The organism is Clostridium algidicarnis, assembly GCF_000703125.1.
Classification (GTDB): Bacteria; Bacillota; Clostridia; order Clostridiales; family Clostridiaceae; genus Clostridium_L; species Clostridium_L algidicarnis.
This window is the reverse complement of sequence record NZ_JNLN01000001.1, coordinates 2,971,828-2,995,164: the sequence shown is the minus strand read 5'-3', so window position 1 is coordinate 2,995,164 and position 23,337 is coordinate 2,971,828. Positions and strand designations below refer to the sequence as shown.

21 protein-coding genes are annotated in these 23,337 nt (G+C 30.5%); all 21 read left to right on the top strand.

Annotated elements, in window-relative coordinates:
* The first annotated feature begins 21 nt into the window (after positions 1-21).
* Positions 22-2,091 (top strand): PAS domain-containing sensor histidine kinase, encoded by a 2,070-nt coding sequence (locus tag BV55_RS0114395; RefSeq protein WP_029453512.1) that lies wholly within the window; start codon positions 22-24, stop codon positions 2,089-2,091.
* A 94-nt stretch (positions 2,092-2,185) separates the two neighbouring features.
* Complete coding sequence (locus BV55_RS0114390) at positions 2,186-3,250, top strand: undecaprenyldiphospho-muramoylpentapeptide beta-N-acetylglucosaminyltransferase (RefSeq protein ID WP_029453511.1); 1,065 nt, start codon at positions 2,186-2,188, stop codon at positions 3,248-3,250.
* A gap of 215 nt (positions 3,251-3,465) precedes the next feature.
* The gene (locus BV55_RS0114385; protein WP_029453510.1) at positions 3,466-3,891 is read left to right on the top strand and encodes a flavodoxin; all 426 of its coding nucleotides are present in this window, start codon (positions 3,466-3,468) and stop codon (positions 3,889-3,891) included.
* Positions 3,892-4,149: 258 nt separating this feature from the next.
* Positions 4,150-7,668, top strand: a complete 3,519-nt coding sequence (gene nifJ, locus BV55_RS0114380) for a pyruvate:ferredoxin (flavodoxin) oxidoreductase (protein WP_029453509.1) — start codon at positions 4,150-4,152, stop codon at positions 7,666-7,668.
* A 201-nt stretch (positions 7,669-7,869) separates the two neighbouring features.
* The gene (locus BV55_RS0114375; RefSeq protein WP_029453508.1) at positions 7,870-8,295 is read left to right on the top strand and encodes a DUF1292 domain-containing protein; all 426 of its coding nucleotides are present in this window, start codon (positions 7,870-7,872) and stop codon (positions 8,293-8,295) included.
* Positions 8,296-8,376: 81 nt separating this feature from the next.
* Positions 8,377-9,018, top strand: coding sequence for an HAD-IB family hydrolase (locus BV55_RS0114370; RefSeq protein ID WP_029453507.1), 642 nt, complete (start codon positions 8,377-8,379; stop codon positions 9,016-9,018).
* 156 nt (positions 9,019-9,174) lie between these two features.
* A complete protein-coding gene (locus BV55_RS0114365) occupies positions 9,175-10,026 on the top strand; it encodes an aminotransferase class IV (RefSeq protein WP_242850881.1) in 852 nt (283 codons plus the stop codon).
* 149 nt (positions 10,027-10,175) lie between these two features.
* Entirely contained in the window at positions 10,176-12,113 is a 1,938-nt protein-coding gene (locus BV55_RS0114360) for a flagellar assembly protein A (RefSeq protein ID WP_029453505.1), read from the top strand.
* Between the two features lie 14 nt (positions 12,114-12,127).
* The gene (locus BV55_RS0114355) at positions 12,128-12,577 is read left to right on the top strand and encodes a chemotaxis protein CheW (protein ID WP_029453504.1); all 450 of its coding nucleotides are present in this window, start codon (positions 12,128-12,130) and stop codon (positions 12,575-12,577) included.
* A gap of 9 nt (positions 12,578-12,586) precedes the next feature.
* The gene (locus BV55_RS0114350) at positions 12,587-13,075 is read left to right on the top strand and encodes a chemotaxis protein CheD (RefSeq protein ID WP_029453503.1); all 489 of its coding nucleotides are present in this window, start codon (positions 12,587-12,589) and stop codon (positions 13,073-13,075) included.
* Between the two features lie 15 nt (positions 13,076-13,090).
* A complete protein-coding gene (locus tag BV55_RS0114345) occupies positions 13,091-14,185 on the top strand; it encodes a protein-glutamate methylesterase/protein-glutamine glutaminase (RefSeq protein WP_029453502.1) in 1,095 nt (364 codons plus the stop codon).
* 1 nt (position 14,186) lies between these two features.
* On the top strand, positions 14,187-14,954 hold the full coding sequence (locus BV55_RS0114340) for a CheR family methyltransferase (protein ID WP_029453501.1): 768 nt from the start codon (positions 14,187-14,189) through the stop codon (positions 14,952-14,954).
* A gap of 12 nt (positions 14,955-14,966) precedes the next feature.
* Positions 14,967-16,982: a chemotaxis protein CheA gene (locus tag BV55_RS0114335; protein WP_029453500.1), complete on the top strand. Its 2,016-nt coding sequence runs from the start codon at positions 14,967-14,969 to the stop codon at positions 16,980-16,982.
* A 42-nt stretch (positions 16,983-17,024) separates the two neighbouring features.
* The gene (locus BV55_RS0114330) at positions 17,025-17,633 is read left to right on the top strand and encodes a chemotaxis protein CheC (protein WP_029453499.1); all 609 of its coding nucleotides are present in this window, start codon (positions 17,025-17,027) and stop codon (positions 17,631-17,633) included.
* A 17-nt stretch (positions 17,634-17,650) separates the two neighbouring features.
* On the top strand, positions 17,651-18,010 hold the full coding sequence (locus BV55_RS0114325; protein ID WP_029453498.1) for a response regulator: 360 nt from the start codon (positions 17,651-17,653) through the stop codon (positions 18,008-18,010).
* A 15-nt stretch (positions 18,011-18,025) separates the two neighbouring features.
* Complete coding sequence (locus BV55_RS0114320; RefSeq protein ID WP_029453497.1) at positions 18,026-18,427, top strand: chemotaxis protein CheW; 402 nt, start codon at positions 18,026-18,028, stop codon at positions 18,425-18,427.
* Positions 18,428-18,447: 20 nt separating this feature from the next.
* A complete protein-coding gene (gene fliM / locus BV55_RS0114315; protein WP_029453496.1) occupies positions 18,448-19,443 on the top strand; it encodes a flagellar motor switch protein FliM in 996 nt (331 codons plus the stop codon).
* Complete coding sequence (fliY, locus tag BV55_RS0114310) at positions 19,436-20,626, top strand: flagellar motor switch phosphatase FliY (protein ID WP_029453495.1); 1,191 nt, start codon at positions 19,436-19,438, stop codon at positions 20,624-20,626. The genes fliM and fliY overlap by 8 nt, the downstream gene beginning before the upstream one ends.
* A 200-nt stretch (positions 20,627-20,826) precedes the next feature.
* The gene (gene flgM, locus BV55_RS0114305; protein ID WP_029453494.1) at positions 20,827-21,111 is read left to right on the top strand and encodes a flagellar biosynthesis anti-sigma factor FlgM; all 285 of its coding nucleotides are present in this window, start codon (positions 20,827-20,829) and stop codon (positions 21,109-21,111) included.
* Positions 21,112-21,522, top strand: a complete 411-nt coding sequence (locus BV55_RS0114300) for a flagellar protein FlgN (RefSeq protein WP_029453493.1) — start codon at positions 21,112-21,114, stop codon at positions 21,520-21,522.
* Positions 21,523-21,535: 13 nt separating this feature from the next.
* Positions 21,536-23,317, top strand: coding sequence for a flagellar hook-associated protein FlgK (gene flgK / locus BV55_RS0114295; RefSeq protein ID WP_029453492.1), 1,782 nt, complete (start codon positions 21,536-21,538; stop codon positions 23,315-23,317).
* The last annotated feature ends 20 nt before the right edge of the window (positions 23,318-23,337 follow it).

The following is a 23,337-nucleotide window of genomic DNA, read 5'->3' as shown; positions in this document are numbered from 1 at the left end:
ATATAAAAAGGGGCAATAATTATGGATATATATAATGATAATATAGTGCAATCAATAATAGAAGCTTTGCCTTATTATGTACTTATAGTAGATAGAGAAGGTAATATAACTAATTATAATAAACTAGCTAAAGGTTTATATTTAAGTTATTCTAATGAAGGTAAAAATAATAATGTTTTCGATATATTTAATCATCCAAGTATAACTATTATAACTGATCATAATGATTTTCAGGAAAAGAACATTTCAAAACGAAACATATTAGAAGATGTTGATTTTAAAAAGCTAATTATAAGACAGGAATATAAGGGAAAGGTAAGTATATTTTCTATTAATAGTATGCCTTTAATGAATGGGGATGTAATAAAAGGGTCACTTATTTCTTTTTCTAATATAACTAATGAATATATAGAAAACCGAAGAATTGTAAAAGAAAGAGAAAATTTTATAGGTTTGTCTACGGAACTTAAGGCTAAATGTAACATAATAGAAATATTAAGAGGAAGAGAAAAGAAGCATCTTATATATTTAAAAGATGTAATAAGCAATATATCAGAAGGTCTTATGGTTTTAGATAAAAATAATAAGTTTGACTTTTGTAATAAAGCTATCTACAACATATTTGATATAAATGATGAAAAAGAGTTTGTTTTTAAAGAAATAGTGAAAAGATTTGTATTTGAACATTTAATTGTAAATGACTTCCAATTTGAAAATTATATTAAAAATGCTTTGGAAAATGCAAGAAATATTAAGAATTTAGTTATGAAAATTACAGACAAAGAAAGTAACACTGTAAAGTATATAGACTTTAGTAGTGAAGCTGTAACAGATGAGAATAAAGTGGTGTTATACACTATAATTACAGTAAAGGATATTACAGAAATAAAAAAGCATGAAATGTTTATAGAAGATCAGACTAACTTTATAAAAGATTTGGTTGATAATGTAGATATTCCAATGGCTGTTTTAAACTATCCATCTTTAAAAATTAGAGTTGCAAATAAAAACTTTGAAGACTTCATAAAATATGTTCTTAATGATAAAAAAGAGGTGACTATATTAAATAGTTATTGGAATGATATCTTTCAGAATGTCGAAGATGATAGTATAGAGAAGGCCTTAGAGTTTTGTGGAAAAATAGGAAAAGAATATACTTGTTCTCCTTATTGCATAAAGGACTGTTATGATAAAGATAGGTTTTATAAAATAAAATTCTTACCTTATAAATTTGCAGATGGAGATATAAAAGGTATATGTATTTATGCCTCTGATATTACAGAAGAAATAAACCATAGTATGGAGCTTGAAAATGTAACTAAGTTAAAAGATGAATTTTTTACTGTGATATCCCATGAACTTAGAACGCCACTTAGTATAATCTATTCATCACTTCAATTAGCCTATAACATTTACCCTAAAGAAATTGGCCCTAATATTGATAAAACATTATCTAGAATAGAACAAAACTGTGCAAGGCTTTTAAAACTTGTAAATAATATACTTGATATATCTAAAGCAGAGGCAGGATTCATAGTTTTGGATGAATTAAATTTTGATATAGTGGCACTTACAGAATATATAGTAACCTCTATAAATCATTATGCAAAATCTAAAAATATAGACCTTATATTTGATACTTCAAAGGAAGAACAAATGGTCACCATGGATAAAGAAAAATACGAAAAAATATTATTAAACCTGTTGTCTAATGCTATAAAGTTTACCCCAGAAGGGAATAAGATAATAGTAGAATTAAGCTTTGTGAATGGAAATGTATACCTTAAAGTAAGAGATACAGGAATAGGCATACCAGAAGATAAAATTAACTTTATATTTGATAGATTTTCACAGGTAAATAGTTCTTTATCAAGAAGGGCTGAAGGTACAGGTATTGGATTATCTTTAGTTAAAAAGTTAGTGGAAATTATGGGGGGAACCATTAAAGTGAAAAGCAAGGTTGATAAAGGAAGTGAATTCACTATAATGTTTCCGAAGAATATAATAGAAATTAAAGAAGAAAAAAGGTATACTATAATAGGTGAAAACATAGAGGATAAAATAAGTACAGAGTTTTCTGACATCGTATAAAAATTATTAATAGATATAGCTTAAAAAGGCTAAATCTTAATTATAATTAGCATTATATTAAGGAGATGATTCTTTGCCCCATTATAAAATAATTATGACTGGTGGTGGCTCTGCTGGACATGTTACCCCGAATCTTGCATTAGTGCCAAAATTAAAGGCTTTAGGTTATGAAATTAAATATATCGGAAGTAAGGAAGGAATAGAAAAACAAATAATAAAAGATAGTGGCATTACTTATTATTCAATATCTAGTGGAAAGCTTAGACGATATTTTGATATAAAGAATTTTACAGATCCTTTTAAGGTTATAAAAGGAGTCATGGAGGCCTTTAGAATAATAAAAAATGAAAAGCCGGATATAGTATTTTCAAAAGGTGGATTTGTATCTGTGCCTGTGGTTATAGGTGCTTATCTTAATAAAATCCCTGTAATTGCTCATGAATCGGATATGACACCAGGACTTGCAAATAAGATATCTGCGTCCTACTGTACTAAACTTTGTCTTACATTTCCAGAGTCATTAGAATATGTAAAAAAAGACAAGGCTGTACTTACCGGAACACCTATAAGAGAAGAACTTTTCAGAGGTAGTTCTAAAAAAGGATTAGAATTTGTGGGACTTAATGGTGACAAACCCATAGTTTTATTTATAGGTGGTAGCCTAGGCTCTAAATTTATAAATGACGCATTAAGGGCTGAAATTAATGAAATACTAGAATCTTATGATATTATTCATATATGTGGCAAAGATAATATAGATAAAACTTTAAAAAATAAAAAAGGATATAAACAGTTTGAATTTTTAAGTGAAGAACTACCTGATTTGCTAAAAATATCTGATGTAGTAGTTTCAAGGGCTGGTGCAAATGTTATATATGAACTTTTGGCCCTTAAAAAGCCTAATATATTAATACCTCTTTCAAAAAGATCTAGTAGAGGTGACCAAATTTTAAATGCAGGGTCATTTCTTAAAAGTGGATACAGTATGGTTATTGAAGAGGAAGAAATAAAAAAAGGAACAATATCGGAAAAAATTAATGAGGTATATAAAAATAAGGCAAAATACATTAAAGCAATGGAACAAAGTCCAGTAAAAGATGCAGTAGATAATATAATTAATGTTATAACTGAGAATACTAAAGGGTGGAAGAGCAAATAAACAAAGTCTCCTGGGATTTAATCTAGGAGACTTTGTTTATTTAGCGAATTATAAATTAAAGTAAATATAATTACATAATTACTTTTCTTTCTTATTGTATATATTTAAACTTGAAAAAAGTCATCTTTAGTATATAATGGAGATGTAGATAAATATTAATTGTTAAAATTAAAATCTACTAATTTTGCCTAAAATAATTATAAGAGGGTGAATTTATGAAAAAAGTATCAATAATATATTGGAGCAATGGGGGCAATGTGGAAGTATTAGCTGATCGTATATTTAAGGGAGCTAAAGAAGCAGGAGCAACTGTAGTTGTTAAACATGTACATGAAGCAACCCTAGAAGATGTAACTTCGGCAGATGCAGTAGCATTTGGAAGCCCTTCTATGGATAATAATAGAATTGAGCAAGAAGAAATGGAACCTTTTATAAAACAATTTGAATTGATATCTAACGAAAATAAAGACCTTGTGCTTTTTGGTTCTTTCGGCTGGGATAACGGTGAATTTATGAAAGAATGGTCAACTAGAATGCAAGGTTATGGATTCAATTTAATAGATACCATTTCAGTAAAAGAAGCACCAAGTCAAAAAGAATTAGAAGAGGCAATAAACTTAGGCAAAATTTTAGCAAAATAAATTATTGCTAGGTAAATATATAACGATTTCTATGCTTTTGTAAAATATAAATTTACTAAAAGAAAGATTTTGTTTATATTTATATTGATATTATGTATAAACATATTAAAGCTTGGTAAATCTATTATTTAGTAGAGTTAAGACATTGTTTGTTAGCTTTAAAAGTAACCTTTTAGAGCTAATTGTTCTGGAAAAACCCTATATTTTATTAAGTTTCCAAGGTATACCATATAAAAATCGAAAGAGAGGTCAGAAGCAATGAGAAAAATGAAAACAATGGATGGTAACACTGCAGCAGCTCATGTGGCATATGCATTTACTGATGTAACTGCAATTTACCCTATTACACCTTCTTCACCTATGGCAGAGAGTGTTGATGAATGGTCAGCACAAGGAAGAAAAAATATATTTGGTCAACCTGTAAAGGTTATGGAAATGCAATCTGAAGGAGGAGCAGCAGGTGCAGTTCATGGTTCACTTCAAGCGGGAGCCTTAACAACTACATTTACAGCATCCCAAGGGTTATTACTTATGATTCCTAATATGTACAAAATGGCCGGTGAATTATTGCCTGCAGTATTTCATGTATCAGCGAGAGCACTTGCAACTAGTTCACTAAGTATATTTGGTGATCATCAAGACGTTATGGCTGCTAGACAAACAGGATTTGCCATGCTGGCTGAAGGTTCAGTGCAAGAAATCATGGACTTATCTGCAATATCTCATTTAGTAGCAATTAAATCAAGAATACCTTTCTTAAACTTCTTTGATGGATTTAGAACATCACATGAAGTTCAAAAGATAGAAGTTTTAGAATATGATGAACTTGCAAAATTAGTAGATATGGATGCAGTGGATGCTTTTAGAAAAAGAGCGCTAAATCCAAATAATCCTGTTACTAGAGGAACAGCTCAAAATCCAGACATTTACTTCCAAGAAAGAGAAGCTGTAAACAAATTCTATGATTCAATTCCAGAACTTGTTGAAAGCCACATGGAAGAAATAACAAAACTTACAGGAAGAGAATATCATTGCTTCGATTATTATGGAGCACCAGATGCAGAGAGAGTAATAATTGCTATGGGTTCTGTAACAGAAGTTATTGAAGAAACTATAGACTATTTAAATGCAACTGGGGAAAAAGTTGGTTTGGTTAAAGTTAGATTATTTAGACCATTCTCAATGGAAAGATTAATTAAGGCTATGCCAAGCACAGTTAAGAAAATAGCAGTTTTAGATAGAACTAAAGAACCAGGTGCTCCAGGAGAACCTTTATTCTTAGATGTTAAAAATACATTCTACGGAAGAGCAAATTTCCCAGTTATAGTTGGTGGAAGATATGGTCTTGGATCAAAAGATACAACACCTACACATATAGCAAGTGTATATGAAAACTTAAATAAAGAAACACCAAAAGATGGATTTACTATAGGAATAATAGATGATGTAACAAATACATCACTTGAATCTTTAAAAGCAGATATAGATACAACACCAAAAGGAACAAAAGGTTGTAAGTTCTGGGGACTTGGATCAGATGGTACTGTTGGAGCTAATAAGAGTGCTATAAAAATTATTGGAGACCATACAGACATGTATGCTCAAGGATATTTTTCTTATGACTCTAAAAAATCAGGTGGAGTTACTGTATCACACTTAAGATTTGGTAAGACACCTATTAAATCTCCATACTTAATAAATAAAGCAGACTTTATTGCCTGTCACAACCAAGCTTATGTATATAAGTATTTTGTATTAGAAGGATTAAAAAAAGGTGGTACTTTCTTCTTAAATACAATTTGGACACCAGAAGAATTAGATACTCATCTTCCAGCTGAATATAAGAGATATATAGCAGAAAATGATATACATGTATATACATTAAATGCTGTTAAAATAGCACAAGAAATAGGTCTTGGTGGAAGAATAAACATGATAATGCAATCAGCATTCTTTAAGCTTGCTAACATAATTCCAGTAGAAGATGCAGTTAAATACTTAAAAGATGCAGTTATAAAGTCTTACGGTAAAAAAGGACAAAAAGTTATAGACATGAATAACGCTGCTATAGATAAAGGTATAGAATCAATAATTAAAATAGATGTACCGTCTTCATGGAAAAATGCTAAGAGCGAAGAAGCTAAGATACAAAAAGAAGTTCCAGCATTTATAGAAAAGATAGTTTACCCTATGAATAGATTAGAGGGAGATAGCCTTCCTGTTAGTACATTTGTTGGAATGGAAGATGGAACATTTGAAAGTGGAACATCAGCATTTGAAAAGAGAGGAATAGCTATAAATGTTCCTGAATGGCAAATAGATAAATGTATACAATGTAACCAATGTGCATACGTTTGTCCACATGCTGTAATAAGACCATTCTTATTAAATGAAGAAGAAACTAAAAATGCTCCAGAAGGTTTTGAAACTAAGAAAGCAGTTGGAGGAAAAACTTTTGAAGGATTAAACTTCAAAATACAAATAAGTCCTCTTGATTGTACTGGGTGTGGAAATTGTGCTCAAGTATGTCCAGCACCTGAAAAAGCTTTAATAATGAAACCAATTGACGAGCAGTTACATCAAACAGAAAATTGGGATTATGCAATGACACTTTCACCAAAAGATAACCCAATGACTAAGTCAACTGTTAAAGGAAGCCAATTTGAACAACCACTTCTAGAGTTCTCAGGAGCTTGTGCTGGTTGTGGAGAAACTCCTTATGCAAAACTTGTAACTCAATTATTTGGAGATAGAATGATGATAGCAAATGCTACAGGATGTTCATCTATATGGGCAGCTTCAGCACCAACTACAGCATATACTACTAATCATAATGGGCATGGTCCATCATGGGCTAATTCATTATTTGAGGATAACGCTGAATTTGGAATGGGAATGTTCCTTGGAGTTAAAGCTATGAGAGAAAAGTTAGCTTCAACTGTTAAGGCATTAATAGAAGAGAGTATTAGTGAAAACACAAAATCAATACTTAAAGATTGGTTAGAAAATATCGATAATGGTGAAGGAACAAGAGATAGGGCTGATAGAGTAATTGTAGCTGTATCAAATGAAAAACAAAATAATCTAACTAAAGATATTATATCTAATGAGGATTATTTGGTTAAGAGATCACATTGGATATTTGGAGGAGATGGCTGGGCTTATGATATAGGATTTGGCGGAGTTGACCACGTACTTGCATCAGGCGAGAATGTAAATATACTTGTATTTGATACAGAAGTATATTCAAATACAGGCGGACAATCTTCAAAGGCTACTCCAACAGCTGCTATAGCTAAGTTTGCTGCTTCAGGTAAGAGAACTAAGAAAAAAGATCTTGGAATGATAGCTATGACTTATGGATATGTATATGTAGCTCAAATATCCATGGGAGCAGATAAAAATCAAACATTAAAAGCTATTGCAGAAGCAGAAGCTTATGATGGACCATCCCTAATAATAGCATATGCACCATGTATAAATCATGGTATTAAAGCTGGAATGGGAAATAGTCAGTTAGAATCTAAATTAGCAGTAGATAGTGGATACTGGGCTTTATACAGATATAATCCAACTTTAAGAGGTGGAGAAAAGAATGCATTTAGCTTAGATTCAAAGGAACCAAAAATGCCATTTAGAGACTTCTTACTAGGAGAAGTTAGATATGCTTCATTACAAAAAGCATATCCAGACTTTGCAGAAGAATTATTTGCAAAGACTGAACAAGATGCTAAAGAAAGATTAGATGGTTACAAAAAACTTGCAAATCAACAATAGTTTATAAAAAAAGGCTGTCCTTAGGGCAGCCTTTTTAATTAATTAGCCATAATAATAAACTTTTAATAAGCAAAATAAATAATTTTTCAAAAAAACCTTTTATTATTTATAGTTTAAGGTTAAAATGGATACATAAGAGTTAAGGAGGTGAAAATCTGAAATTTTATTAGACTATAGGTTTAATTTAAAATCAGAGATTATATGAATAACGAAGAACAAGAAAAATGTGGTTGTGGCTGCGGAGAAAACAATGAAGAACAATCAGGTTGCGGTTGTGGCTGTGGAGATAATAACGAAAAACAAGAAGGTTGTGGATGCGGATCAGAAGGACACGGACATAATCATGATCACGAAGGATGCGATTGTGGAGAAAATGAATTTGAATCTTTCGTAGTTGATTTAGAAGATGAAGATGGAAATGTTACACCATGTGAAGTGGTAGATGGCTTTGAATACAAAGAAGGACAATATGTCCTAGTTCAAAATCCAACTGACGGATCCGTATACTTATTTAAATCAGTAGGTGAAGATGGAGAACTTGTTATACCAGAAGATACAGAATTTGAAGAGGTTTCAAGATATTATGAAACAATTTTAGAAGAAGAAGACCAAGAAGAAGAAGAATAATAAAATAGAATATTAAACTGCTGCTTTTGCAGCAGTTTTTTTCTATCAAGTTATTTCTAAAGGTAGGTGATATATTTAATTATGGTTAAGCTCGCGATATTTGATATAGATTATACATTAACTAAAAAAGAAACATTAATGGAATTTTTTAAATTTATGATAAAAAAAGATTTGAAAAATATTAGATATATTCCAAGAGCCTTGCTTTCAGGCATTATGTTTATTACTAGAGCCTTTGATGAAAAACAGACAAAGGAAACCTTCTTAAAATTTATTGAAGGTATGGAAGAAGAGCAGGTAGATGAACTTGTGAAAGAATTTTATAATAAAAGACTTAGTAGCATTCTATATAAAGATGCTATGGATATGATATATAAGATGAAATCTAAAGGCTATCTTATTTATTTAATATCTGCTTCACCAGAATTTTATTTAAATGAATTTTATAATATAAAAGAAGTAGATAAAATAATAGGAACTAAGTATATAACTAATGACGGGAGACATACTAGAAGGATGGATGGATTAAATTGCAAGGGTGAAGAAAAGGTAAAAAGATTAAAACAAGAGCTTAGTAAAGAAAATATAGAGGTAGATTATGAAGCTTCTTATATGTTTTCAGATTCTCTCTCAGATAAGCCTTTATTTGATTTAGTAGGAAACCCATATCTTATAAACTTTAAAAAAGACGGTAAAGGAATAAAGATATTAAATTGGAAGTAGATATAAAAAGAGCTTATTATAAAATTTTAAAAAGTTATAAAGCGGTAATGCATATTGTCTAGTGATAATTTTTGCATTCTTAAGAGTTATTTAAATATTTTTTAGACTAAAAAAATCATAATATAAAAAATAAGAAAGGAGAGGCTATGTTTTAATATGATTTTCATAACCTGTATATATTTTATGGTGGATTGTATAAATAAGTTTTTGATTAAAAATGGAAAAATTAAAAAGTGTGCTGATTTTAATAATGACTTTATATATAGTGGTATAAATGTATATGAAGTTATAAGAGTTGTAAATGGAGTGCCTTTATTTTTTGAAAAACATATAAAAAGAATGGAAAAGTCAATGAAATTAATTGATATGAAGCTACCTTATAGCTATGAAACATGTAAGGGCTATGTAAAGGAGCTTATAGAACTTAATGGTAAACTTGATGGTAATATAAAAATTGTTATTAATGCTGACAAACCTAAAAAGGATTTTATTATGTTTTATATAAATCATGCATATCCTACAGAATCAGACTATAAAGAAGGGGTAAGAACTATTCTTTATCACGGAGAAAGAGATAACCCTAATGCTAAGATTGTAAACGATGACTTTCGAGAAAAGATTAATGAAAAAATAAATGATAAACAGGTTTACGAAGCTATATTGGTAGATAAAAATGGAAAAGTAACAGAAGGTAGTAAGTCTAATATATTTTTTATAAAAGAAGACTGTGTGATAACATCTCCTATTTCAGAAGTTCTACCTGGAATAACAAGAGATGAGATTTTAGAAATATGCTTAGAAAATAAAATAAATGTCAAAGAAGAAGGATATAAGTATGAGGAATTAATGAATTTAGATGGCGCCTTTATATCAGGAACATCTCCAAGTGTTCTACCTATAAAATATATAGATGAAAACTTATTAAATTCTACACAAAATGGTATAATAAAAATAATAACTGATAAATATCGTGAAAAAGTGAAAGACTATATAAATTATTGGGTGTAACCTACGATAATTATATAGACATATTATATATTTAGGTATAAAAACTAAAAATATATATAACTTATCCAAGATACATTAAATAAATCATATATAATATTTTCAATGTGATAAAATTTAGAACATAAAAATAATATATTGGGGAGATTAAGATGAATGAAAAAATTTATTCCGCATCTACCATAGAAAAGTGTATTTTAAAAGCAACTAAAGATTTAGGTATAGCTAAGGAAGATTTAATTTACAAAATAATTGAAGAAAAAAAAGGTACCTTTATAAAAAAGGCTGTGATCAATGTTATTTTGCAAAAGGAAGATGAAGAATCAAATGCTATTAAACAAAAGCAAGGGACAATTAGCATAAATGATGGAAAAATTTACGTTTCAGATCCTGAAGATGGGGGATTACCTGCAAAAATAAATCCTTCTAAAAATTTAATTATTAAAGTTAATGGAGAAGAGATACAAGAGGAAGTTGAAGTATTTAGTAGCACTAATATTGAAACTAGTGTACGAGAAGATGATACTATACCTAAAAGGACTTTAGATATAAACGTATTTCCAGATAAGATGAAAGTTTATATAAGTACAAAGTTTACACCAAAAAAGATTTTTAAAATAAAGGACTGCAAAGACGCTCACAACTTGCATATTGAAATTGAAGAAAAACAGTTATACTCACCACTTTATAATGAAGAAGAGGTAATAGAAGCTTTAACGAAGGTTGGAGTTGTTTTTGGTATAATTGATGAGCAAATAAAGAAGTTAATAAAGATAAAAAATCAAAATCACATTCTTGTGGCTGAAGGACTACTTCCTATAGATAAAGAAGAAGATTACATAAGCTTTAAGTTTGGAAAAGATACAAATAAATTTAAAGAAGATAAAAGTGGAACCATAGATTATAAGAGTATAGGTTCTGTAGAGGCTATTAAAAAAGGTGATATTATTGCAGAAAAGAAAGCTGGAAAAGAAGGTAGAGTAGGTAAAAATGTTAGAGGCGTAGATTTGCCTTATAAACCAGCTAAAGCTATTATATTTAAAGCTGTAGAAGGCTGTTATATTTCAGAAGAAGGGGATAAAATAATATCTTCAATAGATGGAAAACCTTCTTTTAGAAATGGAGCATTTTTTGTAAAGCCTATACATGAAGTGCCCTCGGATGTAAACTTAAAGACTGGAAACATAAAATTTTCTGGAGAAATAGTTGTAAAGGGAAATGTCACTGAAGGCATGAAAGTTGAAGGCGGAAGTACTGTAGTTATTCAGGGGGCTGTAGAGTCTTCAGAGGTAGTAAGCAAAGGGGATATAAATATTAATGGTAATATTATTTTATCTAAGATATATGGTGGAGGTAAGGACGTATTGAAGATAGAATATATTCAAAATCTTACTGTACTTTTAACAACATTTGAAGCAATGGTAAAAAACATATTAGAAATTAAAAAATTTAACTTAGTAGGTAGAGCTACTGGTGATGGAGAACTAATTAAAGCTTTAATAGATAGTAAATTTAAAAACATACCGCGGCTATGTATGAATGTTATAAAAGATGCTAGATTAGATGAAGACTATGATACAGAGCTCATAGATATACTTAAAAAAAGCATCATGGGATTTGGACCTTTAAATATAAAACATTTTAGTGAAATAGATGATATAATTTCTATGATTAAAGATAAAATAGAAATATTAAATAATAATTTAAATTTACCATCAAATATTTCAATAAACTACTGCCAAGATTCTGATGTAAGTAGTTCGGGAAATATTGTTTTTAAGGGGAAAGGTGAGTATATATCTAATATTTCATCCAATAATAACATATATTTTGAGCAACCAGGAGCTATTGCAAGAGGAGGAAAGATAAAAGCTAAAAATGAGATAAGAGCTAGGGTGGTAGGAAGCCCTGGATCTGTTTTTACGACACTTTCAGTAGAACCTAGTGGTCATATATATGTAGATGTAGCTTATGAAAATACAATTTTTGCATTTGGAGAAAAAGAAAGTATATTAGAAATAGCAAGTAAAGATGTACATGCTTATATGGATTCCGAGGGAGAGATAATAATAGATAGATTAAAGTTATAGGAGGATTTAATTAGATGAATGAAAATGAGATTAAAGTTTTAATCTTTAACCTAAATGGCGAAAATTATGCCACAGATATAATAGAAGTAGAAAGAATATTAGGATATGAAGTGCCTACAGTACTTCCAGATACTCCAGACTTTGTGGAGGGAGTAATAAATTATGAGGGACATATATTACCTATAGTAAGCCTTGCTAAAAGATTCAACTTAATTCAAGGTGAAAAAGGCGCAGAAACTAAGATCATAGTAGTAAAACAAGATATGCAAAAAGTAGGTATGATAGTAGATGTAGTATCAGAAGTTAAAGATATTAAGTCTGAAGATATAGAAAGTCCTCCGGATATAGCAACACCTATTTCCAAAAGATATATTAAGGGACTTATAAAAGTAAATCAAAAGATTGTTATATTTTTAAATCTAGGAAATATTCTCACTGATAAAGAGAAAAAGAGCATAATATAAGGGTGAATTATGGAAAGTAATGAAGTAAGAATAGGAATTGCGGATCTTAATATAGTGAGTTCTCCAGGTAAAATAATTACAGTAGGGCTTGGGTCTTGTATAGGAATAGCATTATATGATAATAAAATATCATTAGGAGGACTTGCACATATAATGTTGCCAGATAGTACACAGTTTAATAACTTAAGTAAGCCTCTTAAATTTGCTGATTTAGCTATACCACTGTTATTAGAAAAGATGGAAAGGTCCGGAGCTAAGAAAAGAAATATAAAAGCTAAAATAGCTGGTGGGGCCTCTATGTTTAATTTTTCAGATAAAGGCATGATAAATGATATAGGTAATAGAAATGGGCTAGCAGTAAAGGCGAGCCTAGAAAAGTTATGTATACCCTTGATATCAATAGATATAGGTGGAAATAAAGGTAGGACCATGATATTAGATGCTGAAAGTGGAATTGTATACATAAGGACTGTTGGAATGGGTACAAAAGAATTATAGTGGAGTTGATGAAGCTTGAATAAAATCAAAGTTATTGTAGTAGATGATTCCGCTTTAATGAGAAAAATTATATCAGATATGTTAAATGCGGAAGAGGATATAGAAGTTATAGGTATAGCTAAAAATGGTGAAGAACTCCTATTAAAACTTGAAACACTTAATCCGGATATTATAACATTAGACGTTGAAATGCCTAAGATGAATGGAATCATAGCTTTGAAAGAACTTAAAAAAAGAGGAATAACTGTACCGGTTATAATGTTAAGTAGTATATCTATAAAAGGAACTGAACTAACCATTGAGTGTCTTGAGTCAGGAGCTTTTGATTTTATACCAAAACCTTCTGGTGAAATTTCTTTAGATATTAATAAGGTTAGGGAAGATTTGACAGAAAAGATAAGAGGAGCATATAATAAAATATCTCCAGACAATAATTCTAGAGAATTTAAAAGGATGAGGATAACTTTAAAAGAACAAAGAGAAATAAGAAGAGAGTCCCTAAAAAAGGGTAAAGAAGCAGAAGTTAATGCCATAGGTAGAATAAAAGCAGTAGCTATTGGAGCCTCCACAGGAGGACCTAAGGCACTTTATAGCGTAATTACAGCCCTCCCAAAAGATATTGGAGTACCGGTGCTTGTTGTACAGCATATGCCTGCAGGATTTACCAAAGCTTTTGCTGAAAGACTTAATGCTAATAGTGATATAAGGGTTAAGGAAGCAGCAGAAGGTGACGATATAGAAAAGGACACAGTATACATAGCACCAGGAGGATTCCATATGGAAGTGTGGGAAGACAAGAAGATACATCTTAACACAGAACCTTCAATTTGGGGGGTGAGACCTGCAGTTGATAAGTTATTTATATCGGCCTCAAAGGTCTACGGAACTAATCTTATGAGTGTTGTTTTGACTGGCATGGGTAAAGATGGTGCGGGAGGCACTGTTGAAGTTAAAAAAAGAGGTGGACTTACAATATCAGAAGATAAATCTACTTGTATAATATATGGTATGCCTAAAGCTACTTATGAAACAGGTATGGTTGATATAGTACTACCATTGCAAGATATACCAGTACATATTGTAAAGACTGTTATGGGGGTTAGAAGATAGTATGGATTTTATAGAATTCGAAAAGTGGGTTTTAAAGGATTTTGGTATTGATTTATCCGCCTATAAGTCAAATCAACTTCATAGAAGAATTAAAAGCTTAATGTCTAGGGTTGGTGCAAACAATCTTGATGAATACGTAATTTTATTAAAAAAGGATCAAGAACAAAGACAAAAGTTTCTTGATTTTATAACTATAAATGTTACGGAATTTTTTAGAAATCCAGAGATTTTTAATGAATTCAAATTAAAGCTTAAAGAAGAAATAACGAGAAGTAAAAGACCTCTTAAAATTTGGAGTGCTGCCTGCTCTATTGGAGCTGAGCCGTACTCTATAGCTATGATACTAGATGATATATCTAAGGGCGTAAAACACAATATTATAGCTACAGATATAGATAATACAATTTTAGAAAAGGCAAAGAAAGGTGAATATTCAGCTTCAGATATTAAAAATATGCCAAAAGACTATGCAAATAAGTATTTTAATATATCAGAAGGTAAATATATTTTAGATAGTAAGATAAAAAACATGGTAAGCTTTAAAAAACATGATCTTATTATGGATAGATATAGCAATGGTTTTGATGTAATAATATGTAGAAACGTAGTTATATATTTTAATCAAGATATAAAAGATAATATATATAAAAAATTTAGCAGCGCTTTAAACCCAGGTGGTATACTTTTTGTAGGTGCCACTGAAAGTATATATAATTATAAAGAATTTGGATTTGAAAAGGCTTCTACTTTTATATATAAGAAGCTATAAGGAGGTAAGTAGATGGATACACAACAATATTTATCCATGTTTTTAGAAGAGTCTATGGATAATCTTCAAACATTAAATGAGTCCTTATTAGAACTTGAACAAAGACCAGAGGATATAGATAAATTAAATGAAATATTCAGGGTAGCACATACAATAAAAGGAATGGCAGCCACCATGGGATATAATGATATGGCAGAACTTACTCATAAAATGGAAGATGTGTTATCTAGATTTAGAGAAGGAGAACTTAAAGTTACACAAAAGGTTGTAACAGTACTTTTTGAATGCCTTGATACTCTTGAGAAAATGGTGGATAATGTATCAGAGGGTGTGGAATCAGAAGAAAATATAGCAGGTATAATAAGTCAGTTAGAATCTATAGCTGAAGAGCATCATGAAGAAAAGGTAGAAATAAAAGAAATTGAAAAAGAACAATTAGTAGAAGATGGTATAGAACTTAATGAATATGATATTAACGTAATTAAGCAAGCTGTAGAAAAAGATTTTTATGTTAAAGAAATATACATAACATTAGATGAAAATACTTTATTAAAGTCAGCGAGAGCTTTTTTAATATTTAAATCATTAGAGGAAAGCGGAGAAATAATAAAATCTATTCCTAGTGCAGAAGATATAGAAAATGAAATATTTGATTTTCAAATTTCTTTAGTATATATAACAACTAAAAATGATGAAGAGGTATTTAACATTATATCCAATATTTCTGAGGTAAGAGATGTTAAAGTTAGCGAAATAGATTTAGAACAAAATAAATCAAAAGAAATAAAGGATGTTAATACTAAAGTTAATAAGGAAAAACAGATAAATGAAGTAAAGAAGGTAAAAATTCAACCAAAAGATGAACATAAAGAAAATGATAATACTAATCATAAAAAGACACACCAATCTGTAAGGGTTGACTTAGAAAGATTAGATAAGTTTATGAATATGGTGTCTGAGCTTGTTATTCATAGAACCAGACTAGAACAGATAAGTACAAGCTATAAATTATTAGAATTAAATGAGACTTTAGAACAAGTAGCTAGAACTACATCTGATCTTCAAGATTTAGTTATGAAAATAAGAATGCTTCCACTAGATATTGTCTTCAATAGATTTCCAAGAATGATAAGAGATCTTTCAGTAGAACTTGATAAGGAAATAGAATTTAAGATAGAGGGTCAAAATACAGAACTAGATAGGACAGTAATAGATGAAATAGGAGAACCTCTAATACATCTTATACGTAATGCTGCAGATCATGGAATAGAAAGCAAAGAAGAAAGACTTAAAAAAGGGAAAAGCGAAGCTGGAACAATTACATTAAGTGCCTATCAAGAAGGTACAAAGGCTGTTATAAAGGTGGAGGATGATGGTAAGGGAATAGAGGTAGAAAAAGTTAAAAACAAGGCAGAAAAAATGGGAATAAGCACAGAAGGCATGAATGATAATGACATAAGAAATTTAGTTTTTCTTCAAGGATTTAGTACTAATGAAAAGGTTACTGATATTTCAGGACGTGGAGTTGGTATGGATGTTGTCAAAACAAAGATAGGTGCTTTAGGTGGAACTGTAGATGTTATAAGTGAAATAGATAAAGGTTCTACATTTATAATTAAGCTTCCGTTAACTTTGCAAATAATACAAGCCCTTCTTGTAAAAGTAGGCAATGAAACTATGGCTATATCCTTAGGATATATAGATAGGGTAATAGATTACAGCGAAGACTTAATAAAAAGAACTGATGGTAAAGAAGTTATAATATATAGAGATACCATAATACCACTAGTTAGGGTAAATGAAAAAATAAATTTAGAAATAGATAAGGAAAATAAAAAAAGATTTATAGTAATAATAAATGTGGGTGAAAAGACGGTAGGCCTCTTAGTAGATGGTCTTTTAGGACAACAAGAAATAGTAATAAAACCCCTTGGTAAAACTCTTCAAGCATCAAAGGAATATATTGGAGCAACTATTCTTGGAGATGGGTTAGTTACATTAATTCTTGATGTTGGAGCCTTAATATGATAAAGATTATCTCTATAAGTTTAGGTGGAGGTATAATGAATAATGAGCTATTTAAAGTTTAGTGATATGCAACTTGATGCACTAAAGGAACTTGGAAACATTGGTGCAGGAAATGCTGCTACAGCTCTTTCGCAATTATTAAATAGAAAAATTGATATGACAGTGCCTTATGTAAATATAGTAAAGTTTGATGAGGTATTTTCACGAATAAGTGGAGAAGAGCCTGTAGTAGGTGTTATCGTTAGGGTACTTGGTAGTGCTCCTGGAAATATATTATTTATATTTGAAAGAATTGTAGCTTTAAATATAATAGAACTTATGACAGGGAAAAGGGAAGAAGAAGAGATAAGCGAAATGGGGTATTCAGTGCTTTGTGAAATAGGTAATATAATAGCAGGATCTTATATGAATGCTATTGCAAAATTCACAAATTTACTTATAACTCCATCTGTACCAGCGGTAACTTATGATATGCTAGGAGCAATACTTAGCACTACATTTATTGAATCAGGTCAATATGATGACTACGTATTAGATATTGAAACCATGTTTTTAAATAGTGATTTAAACCAGGATATTAGTGGACATTTTTATTATGTCCCAATGCCGGGATCTTTAGAGAAAATGTTAAATGCACTAGGAGTAATTTAATGTTGGAGGTAGAAAAAATGACAAGAGTATTAATAGTTGATGATGCTGCTTTTATGAGAATGATGATTAAAGACATTCTTGAGAAAAATGGATTTGAAGTAGTAGGTGAAGCAAGTAATGGTATAAAAGCTGTAGAAATGTATAAAAAAGAAAAGCCAGAGGTTGTAACAATGGATATTACAATGCCAGATATGGATGGTATTGAAGCTGTGAAACAAATAAAAGAATTTGATCCAGCAGCTAAGGTAATAATGTGTAGTGCCATGGGACAACAAAGCATGGTAATGGAAGCTATAAGAGCTGGGGCAAGAGATTTTATTGTAAAGCCATTTCAAGCAGATAGAGTTTTAGAAGCTATAAAAAAGACTATAGGTTAAAGGAGGCTTTTTAATATGCAAATAGTAATATTTAAATTAAATGACGAACAATTTGCTGTAGAGACCTCAAAAGTACAGGGTATAAGTGACATTATGGAAATAACTAAGGTGCCAAAGGCTCCCATATACATAAAAGGGCTTATAAATTTAAGGGGTACTATAATATCTTTATTAGATATTAATATGATTTTAGATATGGGAATATCTAAAGAAGATCAGAATAATATCATAATCTTAAATATGGAAGAAGAACAAGTGGCTATAACCGTAGATCAAGTAGACGAGGTTTTAGAAATAAAAGAAGAAATTATTGAAAGAGTTGAAGAACAAAGCATGAATTCATACGTTAAAGGGGTTATAAATTTTAGAGATAGAGTCGTAACTTTAATAGATATAAATAAACTCTTAGCAAATTAAGAAGGAAATGAGGGAATATAATGGCAGAGGTATTATCCCAAAGCGAAATTGATGCATTGCTGTCTGCCTTGTCTTCAGGAGAAATTGAGCCAGACGAGCTTCCAAAAGAAGAAGAAAAACAAAAGGTAAAGCCTTATGATTTTAGAAGTCCACAAAAGTTTTCAAAAGACCATATAAGGACTTTAGAACTCATTCATGATAATTATGCAAGAATTATATCAAATTATCTGTCAGCCCAAGTAAGAACTAATGTTAAGGTAAAAATAGAATCGGTAGAACAGATAACTTATGAAGAATTTATACATTCTATACCTAACCCTACAATACTAACTATATTTAAAATGCCACCTTTAAATGGATCCATATTATTTGAAACTAATCCTCAATTTGTGTTTCAAATAATAGACATTTTACTTGGAGGAAAAGGTGATAATAAATATAAGTTAAGAGAATTTACAGATATAGATAAAAATATAATAACCCAAGTGAATAAGGGACTTATAGGTAATTTAAAACTAGCTTGGGAAGATATTTTAAGTGTTCAAACAGAAATAGAGGGTATAGAAACAAACCCAGCATTAAATCAAACATTAGCACCTAATGAGCCAGTAGCACTAGTTACATTTTCTGTGGAGATGGGGAAAAATAATACCTTTATAAATATATGTATTCCTTATTTAAGTATAGAAAAGGTTCTAGATAAATTAGTAGTTCAATATTGGTTCCAACAAAATGATGAAGGAGTGCTAAAAGAGTCTAGAGAAAGATTAAGAACTAGGTTAGATATTGTAGATGTATCCCTAGGAGCTATATTAGGTAAGGCATCCTTAACTGTAGATGACTTTTTAAAGTTAACAGTTGGAGATGTAATTACACTAGATAGTAAGTGCAACAAGCCTATAAAACTTATAGTAGAAGATGAGGAATGCTTCTATATTAAGCCAGGTCTCATCGGTAAAAATAAGGGTGCACAAATTTTGGATATTATAGATAAGGATGTGGAAAACTATGAGTAATGGATTCCTTTCCCAAGAGGAAATAGATGCTTTATTAAAGGTAGACGGGGGGAATAGTGAGGATTCTAGTGAAAATACAAATATAGAGGAAGAAGTACTATCCGATATAGATAAAGATTTACTTGGAGAGATAGGTAATATATCCATGGGTTCTGCCTCTACTACTCTTTCTCAAATAATAAATCAACAGGTTAATATTACAACACCTGTAGTTACTTTGACTACATTAAGAGAACTTAAAAATTCTTTTGAGATACCTAACATAGCGCTACAGGTTAAATTCACTAGTGGAATAATAGGACAAAATCTTTTGGTAATGAAAACTCCAGATGCATCTGTCATATCTAGTCTTATGATGGGAGGAGATGGTCTAAACGCCACACCGGAACTCTCGGAAATAGAGATTAGCGCAGTATCAGAGGCAATGAATCAAATGATAGCTTCAGCAGCTACCTCCATGGCAACTATGTTTTCAAGGGAGGTCAACATATCTCCACCTGTATCAAAGATATGGACGGATAACACGGAACCTTTAGCAGATGATATAAGCGAAGATGAGCCTATAATAAAAGTTTCCTTTAGTATGACTATTGGGAATTTAATAGATAGCACTATAATGCAAATATTACCAGTTGCTACAGGCAAAAAAATCGTTAAAATAATGATGGGGGAAGAAGAAAAGTTTACACAAGAAGAACTGTCAGATAATAACAATAAGTATGTAACTGAAGAAGCAAAAGAGACTACAAAAGTTAATACAAATACTAATAGCGAAAGGAATGGATCTTATGATACACCTAGTAATAGTGAGATTTATGAGAAATCCATCGAAGAGTCAGCTATAACAATGAAACAAGAAGAGGTAGATGTACAAAAAGCTTCTTTCCAACCATTAGAAGAACAAAGAGTTCAAGGAAATGTGAAAAATATCGATCTTATTTTAGATGTTCCTTTAGAAATATCCGTAGTACTTGGAAGAACTAAAAAGTCTATAAAGGATATTTTAAGTTTAGGTACAGGATCTTTAGTGGAACTAGACAAACTTGCAGAAGAACCAGTAGAAATTTTAGTAAATGGAAAAAGAGTCGCTTATGGCGAAGTAGTTGTGGTAGATGAAAACTTTGGAGTTAGAATTACGAGTATAGTTAATAATACAGAACGAGTTAAAACTCTTGGAAGATAAATCATTAAAGTATATAAATAAAACACGTTAAAACCATAAAATAGTGCTATAAAGATTTTAAGTAAAATGAGGATCTTATTAGCACTATTTTATACTTTACACTTTAAATTTATAGGCTTTTACTAAACCTTTTAAAGAATCATACGATAATTAATATATGAAAAGAATGTATTAGGTGAACTTAAACCGGAGGTGGTTATATGAATATTAAGCCAATAAATCATAATGTAAGTTTTATAAAAGCTTATGGAGATAATAAGAAGGTAAATGAAAGTAATAAATCAATAAGTAAGAAGGACTCTATAGAGATATCATCTACAGCTAGAAGCTTAAGGGATATGTCCTTTGATAATATAGATATGATAAAGGACGAAAAAAAGGTTGAAAGCATAAAGCTTAGTGTGGAAAATGGAACCTATAAAGTTCACTCTAAAGATTTAGCAGATAAGATGCTAAAGATTATGAAAGGAAGAGAATTTTTATAAATGAGAGAAGAACTAAAGGATATAATGGATGAAGAAGCTAAGTGCTTAGGAAAATTATTAGAACTTTTAAATCTTCAACATGATTATATATTAAAAAAAGATGTGTTTAAATTAGAAGCTATAATAGAAGATATTGAAAAGTGCAATAAAACCATTGCAAAAGCAGAAGTGAAAAGGCGAGCAATTACAAAGGGAAGAGCTATGAGTGAAGTTATTAAAGAACTTCACAGTGATGATTTAGAGGATAGTTATATTAATGTTAAAAACATTCTTAGTAGCTTAACTATTCAAAAAGATACTAATGAAATGATACTAAAGCAAGGTATTGCCTATACAGGTAAGATATTAAATATAATAAACCCTAATAGACCAAATACAACCTATAATTCCTTGGGGAAGATAGGAAAATAATTGAGGTGGAAGTATGTCAGGATTATTCGGAACTTTTAATATAGCAAAAAGAGGAATGTTTACACAACAAAAGGCATTAGATGTAACAGCACACAACATAGCAAATGTAAATACTGATGGATACTCAAGGCAAAGAGCGAAAATCACTACTACAAGGCCCTTTGCAACACCAAGTATACACAACACAGCAGAACCAGGACAGCTTGGTACAGGATCACAGATTGCGGCAATAGAAAGGATCAGAGATTCCTTTATAGACTTTCAAGTTAGGGCAGAAACTAGTATATTAGGTCAATACAGTACAAGAGAAAAGTTTCTTTCGGAAGTAGAGGGAATATTAAATGAACCTACAGATACTGGAATATCTAATTTGATGGGAGAATTTTATAAAGCATGGCAGGATCTTTCAAAACATCCTGAAGGATCAAATACTAGGGTAGTAGCAGCGGAAAAGTCAGCATCCTTAGCAAATTCTATAAACCATACCTATGGACAGCTTGAAAAGTTAAAAGAAAACTCAAAAGAACTTACAAGATCAGCAGTAGCAGAGGTAAGTGCTCTTTTAAATCAAATCGACAAGCTAAACCAAGAGATAATGACAGTAAATGTATCTGGAAAAATGCCAAATGATCTTATGGATCAAAGGGATATGTTATTAGATGAAATAAGTTCAAAGTTCAATATAAAAATAGAAAAAAGCAATTATGAAGGCATAAACCTTAAAGCAGAAGACTCAAATCTAAATATGATAAAAGCAGTTAATAACAAGACAGAAGTTAATAGATTATCTTATGTAGATAGTATAGATGCTAAAAAGGATCCAGCAACAGGACAGTATACAGGAGATATTGAAGTAACTTATTATAAGCTTGGTAATAAGCTTAGTGCTGAAAATAAAGTTACGGTTACACTAAAAATGGATCCGGCAGATCAAAATGAAATTTCTAGGGTTAAAAAAGAATTAGAAGATTCAAGAGTGATTTGGACTAATGTTAATGGAGAGCCTGTAGATGATAACGGAGTATCCTTAGGCACTATAGATAGTGTTACAGGGGAACTTACACTAAAGCCCGGTAAATCCTTCAATGCAGCTTTGTTTAAACCTTCTAAAGGTGAACTAAAAGGTCTTATGTCTATAAATGATGATATTCAAAAGTACGAAAATGATTTAAATAGACTAGCAAAGTCCCTAGCTTGGTCAGTAAACGCTATACACACCAAAAATATTGATGAAAAGGATCAGACTTTATTTTTTGTAAATAAAGATGGTGGTAGCGAAGATGATATAAATGCAAGTAATATAGCTGTAAATCCAGAAATAATGAAAGATGTAATGAAGATACTTGTAGGAGCAAGTAAGGACTCAGGGGAATCTGATAATGAGAGAGCTCTTGCAATAGCAGGATTAAAAGATACAATTTTAATGATACAAGATATAGGAGACGATATAAAAGGTAGAAAAGATTTAATAGGGGCAAAAGGTTCTAACGGATTTGATACTTCACCTAATGAATTTTTTATAAAAAACAACGTTAAAGGTATGAAGATGGATGCTTATTTTAAAAATATGGTAAATAAATTAGGCGTAGATGCCCAAGAAGCTAATCAAACAGCAAAGAACCAAAGAAAGCTTTTAGCAAGCTTTGAAGAGTCAAGGCTTAGTATATCTGGAGTATCAGAGGATGAAGAAATGACTAATCTTATACAATTTCAACATGCATATCAGGCAAATGCTAAAGTTATAGCTACAATAGATGAGCTACTAGATGTAGTGATTAATGGACTTAAAAGATAAAATTATAAAAATGGTGGTGT

Excerpts from the sequence above, each read along its gene's own strand:
- BV55_RS0114340 (WP_029453501.1), top strand. The coding sequence starts at position 14,187 with ATGGATTTTATAGAATTCGAAAAGTGGGTTTTAAAGGATTTTGGTATT.
- BV55_RS0114350 (WP_029453503.1), top strand. The coding sequence starts at position 12,587 with ATGGAAAGTAATGAAGTAAGAATAGGAATTGCGGATCTTAATATAGTG.
- BV55_RS0114370 (WP_029453507.1), top strand. The coding sequence starts at position 8,377 with ATGGTTAAGCTCGCGATATTTGATATAGATTATACATTAACTAAAAAA.
- BV55_RS0114330 (WP_029453499.1), top strand. The coding sequence starts at position 17,025 with ATGAGCTATTTAAAGTTTAGTGATATGCAACTTGATGCACTAAAGGAA.
- BV55_RS0114320 (WP_029453497.1), top strand. The coding sequence starts at position 18,026 with ATGCAAATAGTAATATTTAAATTAAATGACGAACAATTTGCTGTAGAG.
- BV55_RS0114365 (WP_242850881.1), top strand. The coding sequence starts at position 9,175 with ATGATTTTCATAACCTGTATATATTTTATGGTGGATTGTATAAATAAG.
- BV55_RS0114360 (WP_029453505.1), top strand. The coding sequence starts at position 10,176 with ATGAATGAAAAAATTTATTCCGCATCTACCATAGAAAAGTGTATTTTA.
- BV55_RS0114335 (WP_029453500.1), top strand. The coding sequence starts at position 14,967 with ATGGATACACAACAATATTTATCCATGTTTTTAGAAGAGTCTATGGAT.
- BV55_RS0114395 (WP_029453512.1), top strand. The coding sequence starts at position 22 with ATGGATATATATAATGATAATATAGTGCAATCAATAATAGAAGCTTTG.
- flgK (WP_029453492.1), top strand. The coding sequence starts at position 21,536 with ATGTCAGGATTATTCGGAACTTTTAATATAGCAAAAAGAGGAATGTTT.
- BV55_RS0114300 (WP_029453493.1), top strand. The coding sequence starts at position 21,112 with ATGAGAGAAGAACTAAAGGATATAATGGATGAAGAAGCTAAGTGCTTA.
- BV55_RS0114355 (WP_029453504.1), top strand. The coding sequence starts at position 12,128 with ATGAATGAAAATGAGATTAAAGTTTTAATCTTTAACCTAAATGGCGAA.
- fliY (WP_029453495.1), top strand. The coding sequence starts at position 19,436 with ATGAGTAATGGATTCCTTTCCCAAGAGGAAATAGATGCTTTATTAAAG.
- BV55_RS0114385 (WP_029453510.1), top strand. The coding sequence starts at position 3,466 with ATGAAAAAAGTATCAATAATATATTGGAGCAATGGGGGCAATGTGGAA.
- nifJ (WP_029453509.1), top strand. The coding sequence starts at position 4,150 with ATGAGAAAAATGAAAACAATGGATGGTAACACTGCAGCAGCTCATGTG.
- BV55_RS0114390 (WP_029453511.1), top strand. The coding sequence starts at position 2,186 with ATGACTGGTGGTGGCTCTGCTGGACATGTTACCCCGAATCTTGCATTA.
- BV55_RS0114375 (WP_029453508.1), top strand. The coding sequence starts at position 7,870 with ATGAATAACGAAGAACAAGAAAAATGTGGTTGTGGCTGCGGAGAAAAC.
- fliM (WP_029453496.1), top strand. The coding sequence starts at position 18,448 with ATGGCAGAGGTATTATCCCAAAGCGAAATTGATGCATTGCTGTCTGCC.
- BV55_RS0114325 (WP_029453498.1), top strand. The coding sequence starts at position 17,651 with ATGACAAGAGTATTAATAGTTGATGATGCTGCTTTTATGAGAATGATG.
- flgM (WP_029453494.1), top strand. The coding sequence starts at position 20,827 with ATGAATATTAAGCCAATAAATCATAATGTAAGTTTTATAAAAGCTTAT.